Here is a 17,259-nt window from a genome sequence, read left to right as displayed (position 1 = left end):
GCGAGGGGCCGGGCTGACAAGCTGCGGCGTCGTTAATTGCTGGACAGGCGGTCGCCCCGGGCAAAGCGCCAGGTGCGGACGATTTCCAGGCGGTCGACATCGTTCAGGTCGCCGGTCAGCGGCGCGAACGGCGCGGCAAGGCGCACGATGCGCTGCGCGGCCTGGTCCAGCAGCGGCTGGCCGGACGATTCCAGCACCAGCACTTCATACAGCGAGCCGTCGCGGTTGATCGACACCATCAGCCGCAGGCTGCCGTAGATCTGCTGGCGCCGGGCTTCGTCGGGGTAGTTGAGGTTGCCGATGCGCTCGATCTTCTTGCGCCATTCGTCCTTGTACCAGGCGCCCTTGTCGCGGGCAGTGGAGGCGGCGCTGATGCGGTGGATGCGCGGGCGCTTGGCATACAGCTGTTGCTCGTTGGCCAGTTCGGCTTCGAGGCTGGCGATCTGGCTGGACAGCTGCGAACTGTCGAAATCCGGGGTCTCGGCCTTCGGCGCCGGCTGTGGCTTGGCTTCCTTGGGCGCGTTCTGCACTTTCTGCGGCTTGGGTGCGACGGTGGTGACTGCCGCCTTGGCGGGTGGCGGGGGCACTTCTTCCTTGCGCGACACCGGCGGCGGGGAGACCTTGTTCACCTTGTTGTCCTGGAACGGCGCCACTTCGGTGGTCTTCGGCACTTCGGCCTTGTCCAGGGTACCGCTGCCCTGCTGGTTGTCCTGGGCGAGGAAATCGGCCTGCCTGGGTTTCACCTCGCTCTTGAACATCGCCAGGGTGATGTCCATGGAACGGCGGATCTCCTCCGGCTTGGCGAAGCTGAAGCTCACCCCGAGGATCAGCGCCAGATGCAGCAGCGCCGCCACGAACAGGGTAAAGCCGAGGCGATCCGCCGGGCGGACGCGGGGCGGAGCGAAGTCGGCGGGGAGGTCGGCGGGAAGCGTCATCTAGAGTCCAGCAGCCGGGGAAGGCCGGCGAAGCGGGTGAGCAGGTCCAAAGGGACTGGCATGATAACCCACTGCGCGGGCTTTCCTCTTGTCGTCGGTCAGCGTGCCTTGAGCTGGCGATCGATGGCGTCCATCAACTGCCCGCCGATATTGGTGTTGTAGGCCGCGTCGATCTCGCGGATGCAGGTCGGGCTGGTGACGTTGATTTCGGTGAGGTAGTCGCCGATCACGTCGAGGCCGACGAACAGCAGGCCCTTTTCCCGCAGGCTCGGGCCGACCTGGGCGGCGATCCAGCGGTCGCGGTCGGTCAGCGGGCGGGCTTCGCCACGGCCACCGGCGGCCAGGTTGCCACGGGTTTCGCCGCTGGCCGGGATGCGCGCCAGGCAATAAGGCACCGGCTCGCCGTCGATCATCAGGATGCGCTTGTCGCCGTCGGTGATCGCCGGCAGGAATGCCTGCGCCATGATCTGCTGCTGGCCGTGCTGGGTCAGGGTCTCGAGGATCACCGAGAGGTTCGGGTCGCCCTGGCGGTGACGGAACACCGAGGCGCCGCCCATGCCGTCCAGCGGCTTGAGGATCACGTCGCCGTGGGTGGCGGCGAATTCACGCAGGATATCGGCGCGGCGGCTGACCAGGGTCGGCGCCATGCACTGCGGGAACCGGGTGGCGAAGAGCTTCTCGTTGCAATCGCGCAGGCTCTGCGGGCGGTTGACCACCAGCACGCCTTCGGCTTCGGCCTGTTCCAGCAGGTAGGTGCTGTAGACGAACTCCATGTCGAAGGGCGGATCCTTGCGCATCAGGATCACGTTGAGGTCGGCCAGGGGCGCGTCCTGCTCGGCGTCCAGCTCGAACCAGTGCTCGGGATTAGCGAAGACCTTCAGCGCGCGCATTTTCGCACGGGCCTGGCCGGCACCCAGGTAAAGGTCCTTCTGTTCCATGTAGAACAGCTCCCAACCGCGCTCCTGGGCGGCCAGCAGCATGGCCAGCGAGCTGTCCTTCTTGTAGGAGATGGACGCGATGGGGTCCATGACAATGCCGAGGCGAACGCTCATGGGGGTAAATCCTCTCGGCGGCGCGGGGCCGCGGTGGTTCCAAAGAAAAGTGGCTCAGGGTGGCGCCCGCGACGCCGCCGGTCAAGGGAAAAACGCACGGCGGCCGGGCCCCGGCCCGGCTCGATGGAATGCACCCCCTGAGTGTGCTAAAAATGCGTGGCAGGTGGCCGGCATGGCGCTATCCGACAGCTATGGTAGAGCGAATATGGTTCAGCCCGACGCGGCATTGAAAGTGATGGTGATCGACGACTCCAAGACGATTCGCCGCACCGCCGAGATGCTGCTCGCCGAAGCGGGCTGCGAGGTGATCACGGCCATCGACGGTTTCGATGCCCTGGCCAAGATCGTCGACCACCGCCCCGGCATCATCTTCGTCGACGTGCTGATGCCGCGCCTGGACGGTTACCAGACCTGCGCCCTGGTCAAGCACAACAGCGCTTTCAAGGACACCCCGGTGATCATGCTGTCGTCCCGCGACGGTCTGTTCGACAAGGCCCGGGGACGGATCGTCGGCTGTGATCAGTTCCTGACCAAACCGTTCAGCAAGGAAGAACTGCTGGAAGCCATCCGCGCCCATGTGCCGGGCTTCACGGCGGAAGAACAACACGCACCCTGACGCCAGCCCACCAGCGCTGGCGTCTGTCCTTTCATGGGGAACAGCATGGCCCGAATTCTTATCGTCGACGACTCGCCGACCGAAACCTACAAATTCACCGAAATGCTCGAAAGGCATGGGCATCAGGTGCTCAAGGCGAACAATGGCGCCGACGGTGTGGCCCTGGCTGTCCAGGAAAAGCCCGATGCCGTCCTGATGGATATCGTCATGCCCGGCATGAACGGCTTCCAGGCCACCCGCCAACTGAGCAAGGACCCGGCCACCAAGGACATCCCGGTGATCATCGTTACCACCAAGGACCAGGAAACCGACAAGGTCTGGGGTACCCGCCAGGGCGCCAAGAGCTACCTGGTGAAGCCGGTGGAAGAAGACGATCTGGTCCGCGTGCTCAACAGCGTCCTGACCGCTTGACCCGCGCCACCATGGGCGAATCGCTGACCGCCTTCGAGCTGCTGCTGGATATCGACCGGCGCTGCCGCCTGCACGCCGCCGACCTGCCCTTGCAGGAAACCCGCCTGCAGACCTGGAGCGGCATCGGTTTTCGTCTCGGCGAGCACTGTTTCGTGGCGCCCATGGGTGAAGTCGCCGAAGTCCTCACCGCGCCGCGCCTGAGCCGGATTCCCGGGGTGAAACCCTGGGTGGCCGGGGTCACCAACCTGCGCGGGCAACTGCTGCCGGTCACCGACCTCGGCGGTTTTCTCGGCCTCGAAGCGAATCTGACCCGCAAGCAGCGGCGGGTCCTGGTGGTGGATCACGATGAGCTGTTCACCGGCCTGATGGTGGACGAAGTGCTCGGCCTCCAGCATTTCGCCCTCGACGGCCTCGAACTGTCGCCGCCGTCGCCCCTGCTGGGCAGCGCGGCGCCCTTTATCCAGGGACACTTCCAGCGTGAGCACTGCTGGGGGATTTTCAGCCCGTTCGCCCTGGCCCAGGCCCCGGGCTTTCTCGATGTCGCGCTGTAGTAAAGGAACGCCAGAACCGTGAGCCAGCCCAAGCCCGCCACTTCACTCAAAGGATCGCGCAGCAGCGCGCAGATCGCGGCGCTGTTCGTCGTGTTGATCCTCTCGATCATCCTGCTGTTCGCCAACTTCGCCTACCTCAACACCCAGGCCAACCACGACAAGCAGTACATCGGCCACGCCGGCGAGTTGCGCGTGCTGTCCCAGCGCATCGCCAAGAACGCCACCGAGGCGGCCTCCGGCAAGACCGTGGCCTTCCGCCTGCTGAGCGAGGCGCGCAATGATTTCGAGCAGCGCTGGGGCTACCTGAAGAAGGGCGACCACAGCACCGGACTGCCGTCGGCCCCCGCCGCAGTACGCAACGAGATGGACGCGGTGCAGCGCGACTGGGAGACCCTGCGCAAGAACACCGACGTGATCCTCGCCAGCGAGCAGACCGTGCTGTCGCTGCACCAGGTCGCCGCCACCCTGGCCGAGACCGTGCCGCAGTTGCAGGTCGAGTACGAGAAGGTGGTGGAAATTCTCCTGCAGAGCGGCGCCCCGGCCGCCCAGGTCGCCGTGGCCCAGCGCCAGGCGCTGCTGGCCGAGCGCATCCTCGGCTCGGTGAATACCGTGCTGGCCGGTGACGACACCTCGGTGCAGGCGGCCGACGCCTTCGGTCGCGATGCCAACCGCTTTGGCCAGGTGCTGGAAGGCATGCTCGGTGGTAACCCGGCGATCCAGGTGACCCGTGTCGAAGATCCCGACGCCCGCGCGCGCCTGGGCGAAATCGCCGAGCTGTTCCAGTTCGTTGCCGGCTCGGTGGACGAAATCCTCGAAACCTCGCCTGAACTGTTCCGCGTCCGCGAGGCGGCCGGCAACATCTTCAGCCTGTCGCAAACCCTGCTGGATGAAGCCTCGCGCCTGGCCAACGGCTTCGAGAACCTCGCCAGCGGGCGCACCCTGGACACCGTCGGTGGCTATGTACTGGGCCTGCTGGCGCTGGCCTCGATCATCCTGATCGGTTCGGTGATGGTTCGCGAAACCAACCGCCGGCTCAGCGAAACCGCCGAGAAGAACGAGCGCAACCAGCAGGCGATCATGCGCCTGCTCGACGAGATCGAAGACCTTGCCGATGGCGACCTGACCGTCACCGCCTCGGTCACCGAGGATTTCACCGGGGCGATTGCCGACTCCATCAACTATTCCATCGACCAGTTGCGCGACCTGGTGGCGACCATCAACCACAGCGCCGAGGAAGTCGCCGCCGCCGTGGACGACACGCAGAACACCGCGCACCTGCTGGCCAAGGCTTCCGAGCACCAGGCCCAGCAGATCGCCGATGCGTCCATGGCGGTGGGTGACATGGCCGAGTCCATCGACCGGGTGTCCAACCACGCCTACGAGTCGGCCAAGGTGGCCGAGCGCTCGGTGGCCATCGCCAACAAGGGCAACGAGGTGGTGCACAACACCATCCACGGCATGGACAACATTCGCGAGCAGATCCAGGACACCGCCAAGCGGATCAAGCGTTTGGGCGAGTCGTCCCAGGAGATCGGCGATATCGTCAACCTGATCGACGACATTGCCGACCAGACCAATATTCTGGCCCTCAATGCGGCGATCCAGGCGTCCATGGCCGGCGAGGCCGGGCGTGGTTTTGCGGTGGTTGCCGACGAAGTGCAGCGCCTGGCCGAGCGTTCGTCCTCGGCGACGCGGCAGATCGAGGCGCTGGTGCGGGCGATCCAGGTGGACACCAACGAAGCGGTCATTTCCATGGAGCAGACTACCGCCGAGGTGGTGCGCGGGGCGCGTCTGGCCCAGGATGCCGGGGTGGCCCTGGCGGAGATCGAGGGGGTATCGCAGACCCTGGCCGAGCTGATCCTGAGCATTTCCGATGCGGCGCAATTGCAGACCTCGTCGGCCGGGCAGATCTCCCACACCATGGCGATCATCCAGCAGATCACCTCGCAGACCTCGTCCGGCTCCACGGCCACGGCGGAAAGCATCGGCAACCTGGCGCGGATGGCCAGCGAGATGCGCCGGTCGGTGTCGGGCTTTACCTTGCCAGAGTCGCGCTGATCAAAGCGTCACGCGGACACCCTGTGGGAGCTGGCTTGCCAGCGATTGCTGTAGTGAATTCACCATCGCAATCGCTGGCAAGCCAGCTCCCACAGGGTCCGTGCCAAACCCATGAATGATGTGTTGGAAGTAAACATGGCTGACCGGCATGATTTCGTCGCCCTGGCCTGGGTCAGGGAGGCGATCGATGAACGCCTGGCCCAGGCGCGCCAGGCACTTGAGCAGTTCGCCATTGGCGAAGGCGAGGGGCTGGGCGCCTGTGTCGAGGCGCTGCACCAGGTGCACGGTTGCCTGGTGCTCCTGGAGTTCAAGGGCGCGGCCCTGCTGGCCCAGGAAATGGAAGCGCTGGCCCGCGCGTTGGCCGACGGCCAGGCGAACGCCCAAGGGGCGCTGTTCCGCGCACTGAGCCAGTTGCCGCTGTATCTGGAGCGCCTGCGGATTGCCCGGCGCGACCTGCCGTTGCTGGCCCTGCCATTGCTCAACCAGTTGCGTGCCGCCCGCGGCGTCGAGACCCTGGGCGAAAGCGCACTGGGGGTTATCGCTCCCGGTAGCGGGGAAAACTTCGAACTGTCGCTGGATGCCTTGCAAGGCCGCCTGCCCGACCGTGACGGCATGCGCTCGGTGGTGGCGGCACTGAGCGAAGACCTGCTGCGGATCAAGGAGCGCGTCGAGCAATACGCGCGCGGTGAGGGCCAAAGCCTGGAGCCCTTGCTGGCGCCGTTGCGACAAATCGCCGATACCCTCGCCGTACTCGGCTTCAACCAGCCGCGCCGGGTGATTCTCGACCAGGTTGCGGTGTTGCAGTCGATGCTCAAGGAAGCGCCGCAGGAGGCGCCGCTGATCGACGTCTCCGCTGCCCTGCAGTACGCCGAGGCAACCCTCAGCGGCATGGTCGGCGCCATCGAAACCAGCAGCCAGACCCCGCCTACCGGCACCGATATCAACGAGATCCGCCAACTGGTGCTGGACGAGGCCTACGGCGTGCTGCTGCAGGCCCGCGACCTGATCGCCGATTGCCTCGAGGCCGGCTGGGACCGGGTGCGTCTGCAACCGCTCCCCGACCTGCTCGGACAGATCCGTGGCGCCCTGGCCATGCTGATGCTGCCGCATCCGGCCGCCGTGGTGCAGCGCTGTACCGATTACCTTCGCGCCCATGTGCTGCAGGCCGAGAGCCTGCCCGACAGCGCCGCGCTGGAGCACCTCGCCGAGGTGATCGGCAGCCTGGAATATGCGTTGCAGTCCCTGAGCATCGATCTCCAGGCCGAGGTCGAGCCGCTGCTGGCCCGTGCCCGGCGTGCCCTCGGGGCGCTGGGCTTTCCGGTCCTGGCGCGGCCGCTGCACCCGGCACCGATCACGATCGCTGCGCCGGAGCCGGTGGACGATGAACTGCGCGAAGTCTTTCTCGAGGAAGCCGAGGAAGTCCTCGGCCAGATGGACGAGGACTGGCTGCGCTGGCGCGGCGAAGGCCATCCGCGCGAGGCGCTGATCGAGCTGCGCCGTGGTTTCCATACGCTCAAGGGCAGCGGGCGGATGGTCCGCGCCACGGTCCTGGCCGAACTGGCCTGGGCCGGCGAGCACTTGCTCAACCGTATGCTCGAAGGCCGCGTCGGCAGCGGCGCCGAGGTACTCAAGGCGATTGGCCAGGCGATGACCCTGATGACCCCGCTGGTCGACGAGTTCGCCACCGGCGAGGTGCATGCTCACGCCCATGTCGAACACCTCGCCAGCCATCTGCACGCCCTGGCGATGAACGACGCCGACGCCGATGGCGAGCACGCCGAGCCCCTCGACCCGCAATTGCTGGAGATCTTCCGTAACGAAGCACAGACCCACCTGGCCGGGCTCGACGCCTTCCTGGCCAATGCCGAGGTCTATCTCCCGGCGCCGGTCAGCGACGATCTGCAACGGGCGCTGCACACGCTCAAGGGCAGCGCGGCCATGGCCGGGGTCACGCCGATCGCCGAGCTGGCCACCGCCCTGGACCTGCTGGCCCGCGAGTTCAAGGCCCACCAGGTGGGCTTCGACCTCGATGAAATCTATCTGCTGCAAACCGCCGAACCCTTGCTGCGTCGCGGCCTGGAGCAGCTCGGCAGCACGCCGCTGGCGCCGATCAAGGGCGCCGACATCCTGATCGAACAGGTCGACCAGGTGGTCAGCGCGCGGCTCCAGGCCTTGCTCGACTCCCCGGACCAGAGCCTGCGGATCAAGCGCGACCCGCAACTGATCGCCAGCTTCCTCGAACAGGGCATGGATATCCTGCTGGACGCCGAATCCTTGCTGCTGCGCTGGCAGGAGCACCCCGGCGAGCGCCAGGAACTGAACTCGCTGCTCGACGAACTCACCACCCTCGGCCAGAGCGCCCACCTCGCCAATCTGTGGCAGGTGGACGAGCTGTGCGAGGCGCTGCTGGACCTGTATGGCGCCGTCGAGGAAAGCAGCCTGGCCGCTGACACGCGCTTTTTTGAAGAAGCGCAGCAGGCGCACGAAGCCTTGATCAACATGCTTGACCAGATCGCCGCCGGGCAGGAGGTCGAGCCTTGCCCCGAGCGCTTGCTGGCCTTGCGCGAATTGCTCGAAGAGGGGCTGGACCCTGGCGCGATGGGCCTGGTCCGTCGCCAGGGCGACGGTACGTCGAGCATCGCCGAGCTGGGCGACGTCACCCGCGAGCTGGCCGGGCAGGAGGTGGACCACGAGATGGTAGCGATCTTCCTCGAAGAAGCCATCGATGTGCTGGACAGCGCCGACCAGGCCCTCCGGCGCTGGACCGACGATCCCGACAACGCCTCGACGCTGTCTTCGCTGCAACGGGATCTGCACACCCTCAAGGGCGGTGCGCGGATGGCCGGCATCGGTGCGCTGGATGTGCTCGCCCATGAACTGGAGCTGCTTTACGAAGGGCTTGTGGATCGGCGTTATAGTCCGTCCCTGGAGCTGGTCAGCCTGCTGCGCGGCAGCCATGCCCTGCTGGCCCGGCTGCTGGCGCAACTGAGCCAGGGCCAGGCACTGGAGTCGGTGGTGGAAAGCCTTGCCGCCCTGCGCGAATTCCGCCATCACGCCCAGCCGGCGGGGACCACGGTCAAGGCCGAGGCACCGGAGCAGGAAGGCGACAAGGAGCTGCTGGAGATCTTCCTTGAAGAAGGCGTGGATATCGTCGAAAGCGCTGCCGGGGCGCTGACCCGCTGGCAGGCCGACCCGCGCAACACAGTCGAGGTGGAAAACCTGCTGCGCGACCTGCACACCCTGAAGGGTGGCGCGCGCATGGTGGAAATCGGCCCGATCGGCGATCTGGCCCACGAACTGGAATTCCTCTACGAACACCTGGCCGCCGGCCAATTACAGGCCAGCCCGGCGCTGTTCAGCCTGTTGCAGAACTGTCACGACCGCCTGGCCCACATGCTCGACGCGGTGCGCCTGCAGCAGCCGCTGCATGCGGCCACGGCGCTGATCGACTACATCCGCAACTTCAGCAGCGCGGCCCTTAGCGACAGCGCCGCCGCCGCGCCCGCCGAGGCCCCGGCGGAAGCACCAGCACCCGCGCCGGAGCGTGCGGCGCTGGACATGGTCAAGGTCAACGCCGAGCTGCTCGACGACCTGGGCAACCAGGCGGCGGAAACCTCGATCCTGCGCGGACGCCTGGAGCAGCAGATCAACGACGCCCAGGTCGCCCTCAACGAGATGGAAACCACCCTGGAGCGCATGCGCGACCAGTTGCGGCGTCTGGATACCGAAACCCAGGGCGGACTGCTCAGCCGCTTGCAGGCTGATGGCGATGCCTACGAGGACTTCGACCCGCTGGAGATGGACCGCCATTCCCAGCTCCAGCAGCTGTCCCGGGCCCTGTCCGAATCCGCCTCCGACCTGCTCGACCTCAAGGAAACCCTGACCGGCCGCACGCAGATGGCGCAGAGCCTGTTGTCGCAGCAGGCACGGGTCAACAGCGAGCTGCAGGAAGGCCTGATGCGCACGCGCATGGTGCCCTTCGAGCGCCTGGTGCCGCGCTTGCAGCGGGTGGTGCGGCAGACCGCCAGCGAACTGGGCAAGCAGGTCGAACTGGTGGTGGGTAACGCCGAAGGCGAGATGGACCGCAGCGTGCTCGAACGCATGGTCGCGCCGCTGGAGCACATGCTGCGCAACGCCGTCGACCACGGCCTGGAAAGCCGCGAGGTGCGCCTGGCAGCGGGCAAGCCGGAGCAGGGCATGATCGCCCTGAACCTGCTGCACGAAGGCGCCGACATCGTCATCGAGATGTTCGACGATGGCGCCGGGGTGCCGCTGGAAGCGGTGCGCAACAAGGCGATCAAGCGTGGCCTGCTGGACCCACGCAGTGAACTCAGCGATCACGAAGTGATGCAGTTCATCCTCCAGCCGGGGTTCTCCACGGCCGAGAAGATCACCCAGATTTCCGGGCGCGGCCTGGGCATGGACGTGGTCCATGAGGAGGTCAAGCAACTGGGCGGGTCGATGGTGATCAGCTCGGTGGTGGGCAAGGGCGCGCGCTTCCTGATCCGCCTGCCGTTCACCGTGTCGGTCAACCGCGCGCTGATGGTGCATTGCGGCGAAGAACAGTACGCGGTGCCGCTGAACGCCATCGACGGCGTGGTACGGGTGCCGCCGGCGGAGCTGGAGGCCTGCTATCGCCTCGATCCGCCGCGCTATGAATACGCCGGGCGGCGCTACGAGCTGCGCTATCTCGGCGAGCTGCTGCAGGGCCAGCGTCAGCCGCGGTTGCTGGGCCAGAGCCTGCCGCTGCCGGTGATCCTGGTGCATGCCCACGACCAGCAGTTTGCCGTGCAGGTGGACAGCCTGTCGGCCAGCCGCGAAATCGTGGTCAAGAGCCTCGGGCCGCAGTTCGCTGCGGTGCAGGGCCTGGCCGGGGCGACCTTGCTCGGCGATGGCCGGGTGGTGCTGATTCTCGATGTGCTGGCGCAACTGCGCGGGCTGCATCTACGTCTGGCCCAGCAGGCCGGACGGGCGGACCGGGAAGTGCCGGCGCTTGCCGGCAGTGGCCCGGCGCGACCGTTGCTGGTGCTGGTGGTGGACGATTCGGTGACGGTGCGCAAGGTCACCGGGCGTTTGCTGGAGCGTCACGGCATGAACGTGCTGACCGCCAAGGACGGGGTCGATGCCATGGCGGTGCTGGCCGAGCACCGGCCCGATGTCTTGCTGCTGGATATCGAGATGCCGCGCATGGACGGCTTCGAAGTGGCCACCCAGGTGCGCCAGGACCCGCAACTGAAAAACCTGCCGATCATCATGATCACCTCGCGCACCGGGCAGAAGCACCGCGACCGCGCCATGGCGATCGGCGTCAACGACTACCTGGGCAAGCCGTACCAGGAATCGGTGCTGCTGCAGAGCATCGCCCGCTGGAGTCATCAGAATGCTTGAACAGGGAACCCGTAGCGGGCGTCGAACCAGCCTCACCGGGCTCTTGCTGCCCTTGAGCGACCGCAGCCTGGTGCTGCCCAACGTGGCGGTGGCCGAGCTGATCGGCTACCAGGCCTGCACCACGGCGCCGGACCAGCCGGCCTGGCTGCTGGGCTGGATCGACTGGCGTGGCCAGCGCTTGCCGCTGCTGAGCTTCGAGGCGGCCTGCGGCGGGCAGACGCGGGTCGGTGAACGGGCGCGGATCGTCGTGCTCAATGCCCTCGGCGGCACCTCGCGCAGCTTCTTTGCCCTGCTGGTGCAGGGCATTCCGCGTTCGTGCAAGCTCGATAGCCAGCTCAACTACGTCGACGTCCCGCTGGCCGAACTGGAGCTGGCGGCGGTGCAGGTGGGCGAGCAGGTCGCCCGGGTGCCGGACCTGGTAGCGCTGGAGAAGCTGCTGCCCGAGGTCTAGAAGTCGCCCCACAGCTGCTGGGCCACGGCCAGCGCCACCACCGGCGCGGTTTCCGTGCGCAGGACCCGAGGGCCGAGGCGGGCGGAATGGAAGCCGCTGGCCTTGGCCTGTTCCACTTCGGCGTCCGACAGGCCGCCTTCCGGACCGATCAGGAAGGCCAGGCTGGCGGGGCGTTCGTGGCTGACCAGGGGTTCGGCCACCGGGTGCAGGACCAGTTTCAGGTCTTCGTTACTGGCGGCCAGCCACTCGGCCAGGGTTACCGGCGGGTTGATCTGCGGGACGCTGGAGCGGCCGCATTGTTCGCAGGCGCTGATCGCCACCTGGCGCCAGTGGGCCAGGCGCTTGTCGGCGCGTTCGTCCTTCAGGCGCACTTCGCAGCGTTCGCTGACGATCGGGGTGATCACATTCACTCCCAGCTCGGTGGCCTTCTGGATCGCCCAGTCCATGCGCTCGCCGCGGGACAGGCCCTGGCCGAGGTGGATGTGCAGCGGTGATTCGGCCTGGCCGGGGAGGGCTTCGGCGAGGCTGACGCGCACGGTTTTCTTGCCGACTTCGAGCAACTGGCCGAGGTATTCCTGGCCGCTGCCGTCGAACAGCTGCACCGCGTCGCCGGCGTTCATGCGCAGGACACGGCCGATGTAATGGGCCTGGGCTTCAGGCAGATCGTGCTCGCCGAGGCTCAGCGGGGCGTCGATGAAAAAGCGGGAGAGTCTCATTGGGGGCTCGACATGAAAAATTGGGTGTTTTCTAGGGCCTCATCGCTGGCAAGCCAGCTCCCACAGGTTCAGCGGTGCACGCGATACCTGTGGGAGCTGGCTTGCCAGCGATAGGGCCCTCAAGGTCAATACAGGACTGTCAGCCCGGATCCCGGAAATCCGGATGGAAATCCGCCGGCACCGCCACACTGACCTTGTCCCGGGTCGCGATATCAATCCCCTCGCTGGCCACTTCCGCGAGGAAATCGATCTGCTCCGGGGTAATCACATAGGGCGGCAGGAAATACACCACACTGCCCAGCGGACGCAACAGCGCACCGCGGGTCAGGGCATGCTCGAAGACCTTCAGGCCACGGCGCTCCTGCCACGGGTACGCGGTCTTGCTCGCCTTGTCCTGGACCATCTCGATGGCCAGGGCCATCCCGGTCTGCCGTACCTCGGCCACATGCGGGTGATCCACCAGGTGGGCCGTGGCCGTCGCCATGCGCTGGCTCAGAGCCTTGTTGGCCTCGATCACGTTGTCCTGCTCGAAGATATCCAGGGTCGCCAGCGCCGCCGCACAGGCCAGCGGGTTGCCGGTGTAGCTGTGGGAGTGCAGGAAGGCGCGCAGGGTCGGGTAATCGTCGTAGAAGGCGCCGTACACCTCGTCGGTGGTCAGGCAGGCGGCCAGGGGCAGGTAACCGCCGGTCAGGGCCTTGGACAGGCACAGGAAGTCCGGACGGATGCCGGCCTGCTCGCAGGCGAACATGGTCCCGGTACGGCCGAAGCCCACGGCGATCTCGTCGTGGATCAGGTGCACCTCATAGCGGTCGCAGGCCTCGCGCAGCAGCTTGAGGTACACCGGGTGATACATGCGCATGCCGCCGGCGCCCTGGATCAGCGGCTCGACGATCACCGCAGCGATGCTTTCGTGGTGTTCCGCCAGGGTTTGTTCCATGGCCGCGAACATTGTCCGCGAGTGTTCTTCCCAGCTCACGCCCTCGGGGCGCAGGTAGCAGTCCGGGCTCGGCACCTTGAGGGTGTCCAGCAGCAGCGCCTTGTAGGTCTCGGTGAACAGCGGCACATCGCCCACCGACATCGCCGCGATGGTCTCGCCGTGGTAGCTGTTGCTCAGGGTGACGAAGCGCTTCTTCTCCGGGCGGCCCTTGTTCAGCCAGTAGTGGAAGCTCATCTTCAGCGCCACTTCGATGCACGACGAACCGTTATCGGCGTAGAACACCCGGTTCAGGCCATCCGGAGTGATCTTCACCAGGCGTTCGGACAGCTCGATCACCGGCTGGTGGCTGAAACCGGCAAGGATCACGTGTTCCAGTTGGTCAACCTGGTCCTTGATGCGCTGGTTGATCCGCGGATTGGCGTGGCCGAACACGTTCACCCACCAGGAGCTCACCGCATCCAGGTAGCGGTTGCCCTCGAAGTCCTCCAGCCACACGCCTTCGCCGCGCTTGATCGGGATCAGCGGCAGCTGCTCGTGGTCTTTCATCTGGGTGCAGGGATGCCACAGGACCTTGAGGTCGCGGTCCATCCACTGTTGATTGAGGCCCATCGGCTTGTACTCCTGGCGTCGCGGGGTGGGAAACCCGGACAAGCCTAAGCAAAGGATGGGATCAGGACAATGTCGGTTTAGGTTTTCTGCCGTTTCGCAGCAAGACAGTTCGGCCCCTGCTGCTGGCGGGCCTACGTGGCGTGACGTATTCTTCGGCGTCATGTTCAGCGGGGATTCTTCCCCGTTTTTTTCTGCCTTGAAATCCGGAGTTCGACGAATGTCTGCTGGTTGGCTGCGCGGCTGCGCGCTGGTGTTTATCGGGTTGTTCAGCGCGGGGGCGATGGCGGCGACCAAGACCCCCACGGCCATCGTGGTCGGCGGCGGACTGGCGGGGCTCACGGCGGCCTATGAGCTGCAGAACAAGGGCTGGCAGGTCACCCTGCTGGAGGCCAAGCCCGGCATCGGCGGGCGCTCGGGCCTGGCCACCAGCGAGTGGATCGGCAACAGCAAGGTGCAGCCGGTACTGAACAAGTACCTGGACAACTTCAAGCTCACCACCCTGCCGGCGCCGGAGTTCGTGCGGACCCCGAGCTACCTGATCGACGGCGAATATTTCAGCGCCGCCGACCTGGCGACCAAGCAGCCGGCCACCGCCGAGGCGCTGAAACGCTACGAGAAAACCCTCGATGACCTCGCCGCGTCCGTCAGCGACCCGGAAAACCCGAAGGCGACCAGCACCCTGTTCGCCCTCGACCAGATCACCGTTTCCGCCTGGCTGGACAAGCTGCAACTGCCGGCCACCGCGCGGCAACTGGTCAACCAGCAGATCCGTACCCGCTATGACGAGCCGTCGCGCCTGTCGCTGTTGTATTTCGCCCAGCAGAGCCGCGTCTACCGTGGCGTCAATGACCGTGACCTGCGCGCCGCCCGTCTGCCCGGCGGCAGCCCGGTACTGGCCCAGGCCTTCGTCAAGCAACTGAAAACCATCAAGACCAGTTCGCCGGTCACCGCCATCAGCCAGGACAAGGACGGCGTGACCGTCAAGGTCGGTGGCGTTGGCTACCAGGCCGACTACCTGGTACTGGCCGTGCCGCTGCGTGCGCTGGCGAAGATCCAGCTGACCCCGGGCCTGGACGACAAGCACCTTGCGGCCCTCAAGGGCACCAACTACGGCTGGCGCGACCAGTTGATGCTGAAGTTCAAGACCCCGGTCTGGGAAAGCCGCGCGCGCATGTCCGGCGAGATCTACAGCAACGCCGGCCTCGGCATGCTGTGGATCGAACCGGCGCTCAAGGGTGGCGCCAACGTGGTGATCAACCTGTCCGGCGACAACGCCCGGGTGATGCAGGCGTTCGGTGACAAGCAGATGGTCGACCAGGTACTGATCCGCCTGCATGCCTTCTATCCACAGGCGCGAGGCTCGTTCAGCGGCTACGAGATTCGCCGCTACAGCACCGATGCCGGTACCGGCGGTTCCTACCTGGCCTACGGCCCCGGCCAGATCAGCAAGTACTGGCGCCTGTGGGAGACGCCGGTGCAGCGCATCGCCTTTGCCGGCGAGCACACCGACGCCCTGTATCCCGGCACCCTGGAAGGCGCGCTGCGCAGCGGCCAGCGCGCGGCGGGGCAGGTGCAGGACCTGGCGGCGGGCAAGTCGTTCGATGCCAAGCCGGTCGTGGCGGCTGCGGCGGCGGGTGCTGCGGTAGCGGCGGCGGGCAAGGGCAAGGAAGAGAAGGGCGGGTTCTTCTCGCGGCTGTTCGGTGGTGGGGATGAGAAGCCTGCTGCGGAAACGGCCAAAGCGGCGGAAACGGCGGTGGCGCCTGTTGCTCCAGCCCCGGCCCCGGCGGCTCCCGTTGCTCCGGCTCCGGTGGTGAAGGAAGAGCCGGTCAAGGTTGCTCCGGCGGCCAAACCGGCGCCGGTGAAGAAGGCTGAGACCAAGCCGGCTCCGAAGAAGCCTGCTGCTACTCATGCGCCAGCCAAGAAGACTGAAGCGAAAGCAGCGCCGGCCAAGAAACCGGCGGCTGACACTAAGGCCAAGGCAGGCTGACTGCCGCAATCGCTGGCAAGCCAGCTCCCACAGGTTCAGCACAGGCCTCAAGACTTGTGCAGTACCTGTGGGAGCTGGCTTGCCAGCGATGAGGCCCTCTGCAACACCTCATTTCCAAAGCCCTTCGCAATCCTCCAAAACCCCGTCTACAGTCTTCCCCCCGGCCTTAATGTTTCCTTAACGCCTCTTGCTCAGACTAAGCATCTATTTTTCCGATAGTTAATAGCGAAATTTTCCGCTTCCTATCGATAAATAACCGGTTAGTCTTGGCAGCAATTCTTACGGGGATCCCGGCAAATGCAGCTTCGCAATTCATCTTCTCGCTATGGCCTGATCAGCATGTTCCTGCATTGGGGCATTGCCCTGGCAGTGTTCGGGCTGTTCGGGCTGGGGCTCTGGATGGTCGGTCTGGATTACTACAGCACCTGGCGCCACACCGCGCCGGAACTGCACAAGGGCATCGGCCTGACCGTGCTGGCGCTGATGCTGCTGCGGGTGGTCTGGCGTTTCGTCAGCCCGCCGCCACCGGCACCGGCCAACCACGGCACGCTGACCCGCGTGGCCGCCAAGCTTGGGCACCTGCTGCTGTATGTCGGCCTGTTCGCCGTTTTGATCGCCGGCTACCTGATTTCCACCGCCGATGGCGCGGGAATCCCGGTATTCGGTCTGTTCGAAGTGCCAGCACTGGTTTCCGGCCTGCCCGATCAGGCTGATATCGCTGGCGTGATTCATCTCTATCTGGCCTGGGGACTGGTGGTGTTCGCCGTCCTGCACGGGCTGGCCGCTGTGAAACACCACTTTATCGACCGTGATGCGACCCTGACGCGCATGCTGGGCCGCAAGGCTTGATGTTCAACCTCCACTCAAAGGAATCGAAAGAATGTTGAAAAAGACTTTTGCCGCTCTGGCACTGGGTACCGCTCTGCTCTCGGCTGGCCAGGCAATGGCCGCCGACTACAAGATCGACAAGGAAGGCCAGCACGCATTCGTCGACTGGAAGATCAGCCACCTGGGCTACAGCTTCATCCACGGTACCTTCAAGGACTTCGACGGTTCCTTCTCCTGGGATGCCGCCAAGCCTGAAGCGAGCAAGATCAGCGTCGACCTGAAGACCGCCAGCGTCTGGTCGAACCACGCCGAGCGTGACAAGCACATCGCCAGCGCCGACTTCCTCGACGTGAAGAAATACCCGGACGCCAAGTTCGTCTCCACCGCAGTGAAATCCACCGGCGAGAAGACTGCTGACGTCACCGGCGACCTGACCCTGCACGGCGTGACCAAGCCGGTCACCTTCAAGGCCACCTTCAACGGTGAAGGCAAGGATCCATGGGGCGGCGAGCGTGCCGGCTTCAACGCCACCACCACCCTGAACCTGAACGACTTCGGCATCAAAGGCCCAGGCCCGTCCTCCCAGACCCTGGACCTGGATATCTCGGTCGAAGGTGTGAAGCAGAAGTAATTTCTGCCTCGCCAACAAAAACGCCGCCCTCAGGGGCGGCGTTTTTGTTTGGGGTCTTGCTGTGTTCTTCAGGGCCTCATCGCTGGCAA

At 65.7% G+C, this 17,259-nt stretch carries 13 protein-coding genes; 9 read left to right on the top strand and 4 right to left on the bottom strand.

The window, feature by feature from the left end; genetic code table 11:
- Nucleotides 1-32: 32 nt before the first annotated feature.
- Entirely contained in the window at nt 33-935 is a 903-nt protein-coding gene (locus PSEMO_RS20840; protein ID WP_075804859.1) for an energy transducer TonB, read from the bottom strand.
- A gap of 98 nt (nt 936-1,033) precedes the next feature.
- The gene (gene gshB / locus PSEMO_RS20835; RefSeq protein ID WP_075804858.1) at nt 1,034-1,987 is read right to left on the bottom strand and encodes a glutathione synthase; all 954 of its coding nucleotides are present in this window, start codon (nt 1,985-1,987) and stop codon (nt 1,034-1,036) included.
- A 205-nt stretch (nt 1,988-2,192) separates the two neighbouring features.
- On the opposite strand from gshB, the gene pilG reads away from it, so the two are divergent.
- From pilG to PSEMO_RS20805, 6 genes are all read left to right on the top strand, one after another.
- Entirely contained in the window at nt 2,193-2,603 is a 411-nt protein-coding gene (pilG, locus tag PSEMO_RS20830; protein ID WP_075804857.1) for a twitching motility response regulator PilG, read from the top strand.
- Between the two features lie 45 nt (nt 2,604-2,648).
- Nucleotides 2,649-3,014 carry a twitching motility response regulator PilH gene (pilH, locus tag PSEMO_RS20825; RefSeq protein ID WP_075804987.1) on the top strand — a complete coding sequence of 122 codons (366 nt, stop codon included), beginning with the start codon at nt 2,649-2,651 and terminating at the stop codon, nt 3,012-3,014.
- 11 nt (nt 3,015-3,025) lie between these two features.
- Nucleotides 3,026-3,565, top strand: a complete 540-nt coding sequence (locus tag PSEMO_RS20820; RefSeq protein WP_075804856.1) for a chemotaxis protein CheW — start codon at nt 3,026-3,028, stop codon at nt 3,563-3,565.
- 18 nt (nt 3,566-3,583) lie between these two features.
- Entirely contained in the window at nt 3,584-5,623 is a 2,040-nt protein-coding gene (locus tag PSEMO_RS20815; RefSeq protein ID WP_075804855.1) for a methyl-accepting chemotaxis protein, read from the top strand.
- Nucleotides 5,624-5,758: 135 nt separating this feature from the next.
- A complete protein-coding gene (locus tag PSEMO_RS20810) occupies nt 5,759-11,011 on the top strand; it encodes a hybrid sensor histidine kinase/response regulator (protein WP_075804854.1) in 5,253 nt (1,750 codons plus the stop codon).
- Entirely contained in the window at nt 11,004-11,462 is a 459-nt protein-coding gene (locus PSEMO_RS20805) for a chemotaxis protein CheW (protein ID WP_075804853.1), read from the top strand. Before PSEMO_RS20810 ends, PSEMO_RS20805 begins: the two co-directional genes overlap by 8 nt.
- Here PSEMO_RS20805 and PSEMO_RS20800 read toward each other — a convergent pair.
- Together PSEMO_RS20800 and PSEMO_RS20795 are read right to left on the bottom strand one after the other, a co-directional pair.
- Nucleotides 11,459-12,178 (bottom strand): 16S rRNA (uracil(1498)-N(3))-methyltransferase, encoded by a 720-nt coding sequence (locus PSEMO_RS20800; protein WP_075804852.1) that lies wholly within the window; start codon nt 12,176-12,178, stop codon nt 11,459-11,461. The genes PSEMO_RS20805 and PSEMO_RS20800 overlap by 4 nt on opposite strands.
- Nucleotides 12,179-12,317: 139 nt before the next feature.
- Nucleotides 12,318-13,724: an adenosylmethionine--8-amino-7-oxononanoate transaminase gene (locus PSEMO_RS20795; protein WP_075804851.1), complete on the bottom strand. Its 1,407-nt coding sequence runs from the start codon at nt 13,722-13,724 to the stop codon at nt 12,318-12,320.
- Between the two features lie 217 nt (nt 13,725-13,941).
- On the opposite strand from PSEMO_RS20795, the gene PSEMO_RS20790 reads away from it, so the two are divergent.
- From PSEMO_RS20790 to PSEMO_RS20780, 3 genes are all read left to right on the top strand, one after another.
- Nucleotides 13,942-15,711 carry a flavin monoamine oxidase family protein gene (locus PSEMO_RS20790; protein WP_075804850.1) on the top strand — a complete coding sequence of 590 codons (1,770 nt, stop codon included), beginning with the start codon at nt 13,942-13,944 and terminating at the stop codon, nt 15,709-15,711.
- 297 nt (nt 15,712-16,008) lie between these two features.
- Nucleotides 16,009-16,560 carry a cytochrome b gene (locus PSEMO_RS20785; protein WP_075804849.1) on the top strand — a complete coding sequence of 184 codons (552 nt, stop codon included), beginning with the start codon at nt 16,009-16,011 and terminating at the stop codon, nt 16,558-16,560.
- A gap of 31 nt (nt 16,561-16,591) precedes the next feature.
- Entirely contained in the window at nt 16,592-17,170 is a 579-nt protein-coding gene (locus PSEMO_RS20780) for a YceI family protein (RefSeq protein ID WP_075804848.1), read from the top strand.
- Nucleotides 17,171-17,259 lie beyond the last annotated feature (89 nt).

The organism is Pseudomonas putida (assembly GCF_001941965.1).
GTDB classification, from domain to species: Bacteria; Pseudomonadota; Gammaproteobacteria; order Pseudomonadales; family Pseudomonadaceae; genus Aquipseudomonas; species Aquipseudomonas putida_L.
Note: the sequence above shows the minus strand (reverse complement) of the source record. Positions and strands in the feature narration are given on the sequence as shown.

What these genes read in the sequence shown, in the direction of transcription:
- PSEMO_RS20780 (WP_075804848.1), top strand. Translation starts at nt 16,592, where the DNA reads ATGTTGAAAAAGACTTTTGCCGCTCTGGCACTGGGTACCGCTCTGCTC.
- PSEMO_RS20840 (WP_075804859.1), bottom strand. Translation starts at nt 935, where the DNA reads ATGACGCTTCCCGCCGACCTCCCCGCCGACTTCGCTCCGCCCCGCGTC.
- PSEMO_RS20785 (WP_075804849.1), top strand. Translation starts at nt 16,009, where the DNA reads ATGCAGCTTCGCAATTCATCTTCTCGCTATGGCCTGATCAGCATGTTC.
- PSEMO_RS20805 (WP_075804853.1), top strand. Translation starts at nt 11,004, where the DNA reads ATGCTTGAACAGGGAACCCGTAGCGGGCGTCGAACCAGCCTCACCGGG.
- pilH (WP_075804987.1), top strand. Translation starts at nt 2,649, where the DNA reads ATGGCCCGAATTCTTATCGTCGACGACTCGCCGACCGAAACCTACAAA.
- PSEMO_RS20800 (WP_075804852.1), bottom strand. Translation starts at nt 12,178, where the DNA reads ATGAGACTCTCCCGCTTTTTCATCGACGCCCCGCTGAGCCTCGGCGAG.
- PSEMO_RS20795 (WP_075804851.1), bottom strand. Translation starts at nt 13,724, where the DNA reads ATGGGCCTCAATCAACAGTGGATGGACCGCGACCTCAAGGTCCTGTGG.
- PSEMO_RS20790 (WP_075804850.1), top strand. Translation starts at nt 13,942, where the DNA reads ATGTCTGCTGGTTGGCTGCGCGGCTGCGCGCTGGTGTTTATCGGGTTG.
- pilG (WP_075804857.1), top strand. Translation starts at nt 2,193, where the DNA reads ATGGTTCAGCCCGACGCGGCATTGAAAGTGATGGTGATCGACGACTCC.
- PSEMO_RS20810 (WP_075804854.1), top strand. Translation starts at nt 5,759, where the DNA reads ATGGCTGACCGGCATGATTTCGTCGCCCTGGCCTGGGTCAGGGAGGCG.
- gshB (WP_075804858.1), bottom strand. Translation starts at nt 1,987, where the DNA reads ATGAGCGTTCGCCTCGGCATTGTCATGGACCCCATCGCGTCCATCTCC.
- PSEMO_RS20820 (WP_075804856.1), top strand. Translation starts at nt 3,026, where the DNA reads ATGGGCGAATCGCTGACCGCCTTCGAGCTGCTGCTGGATATCGACCGG.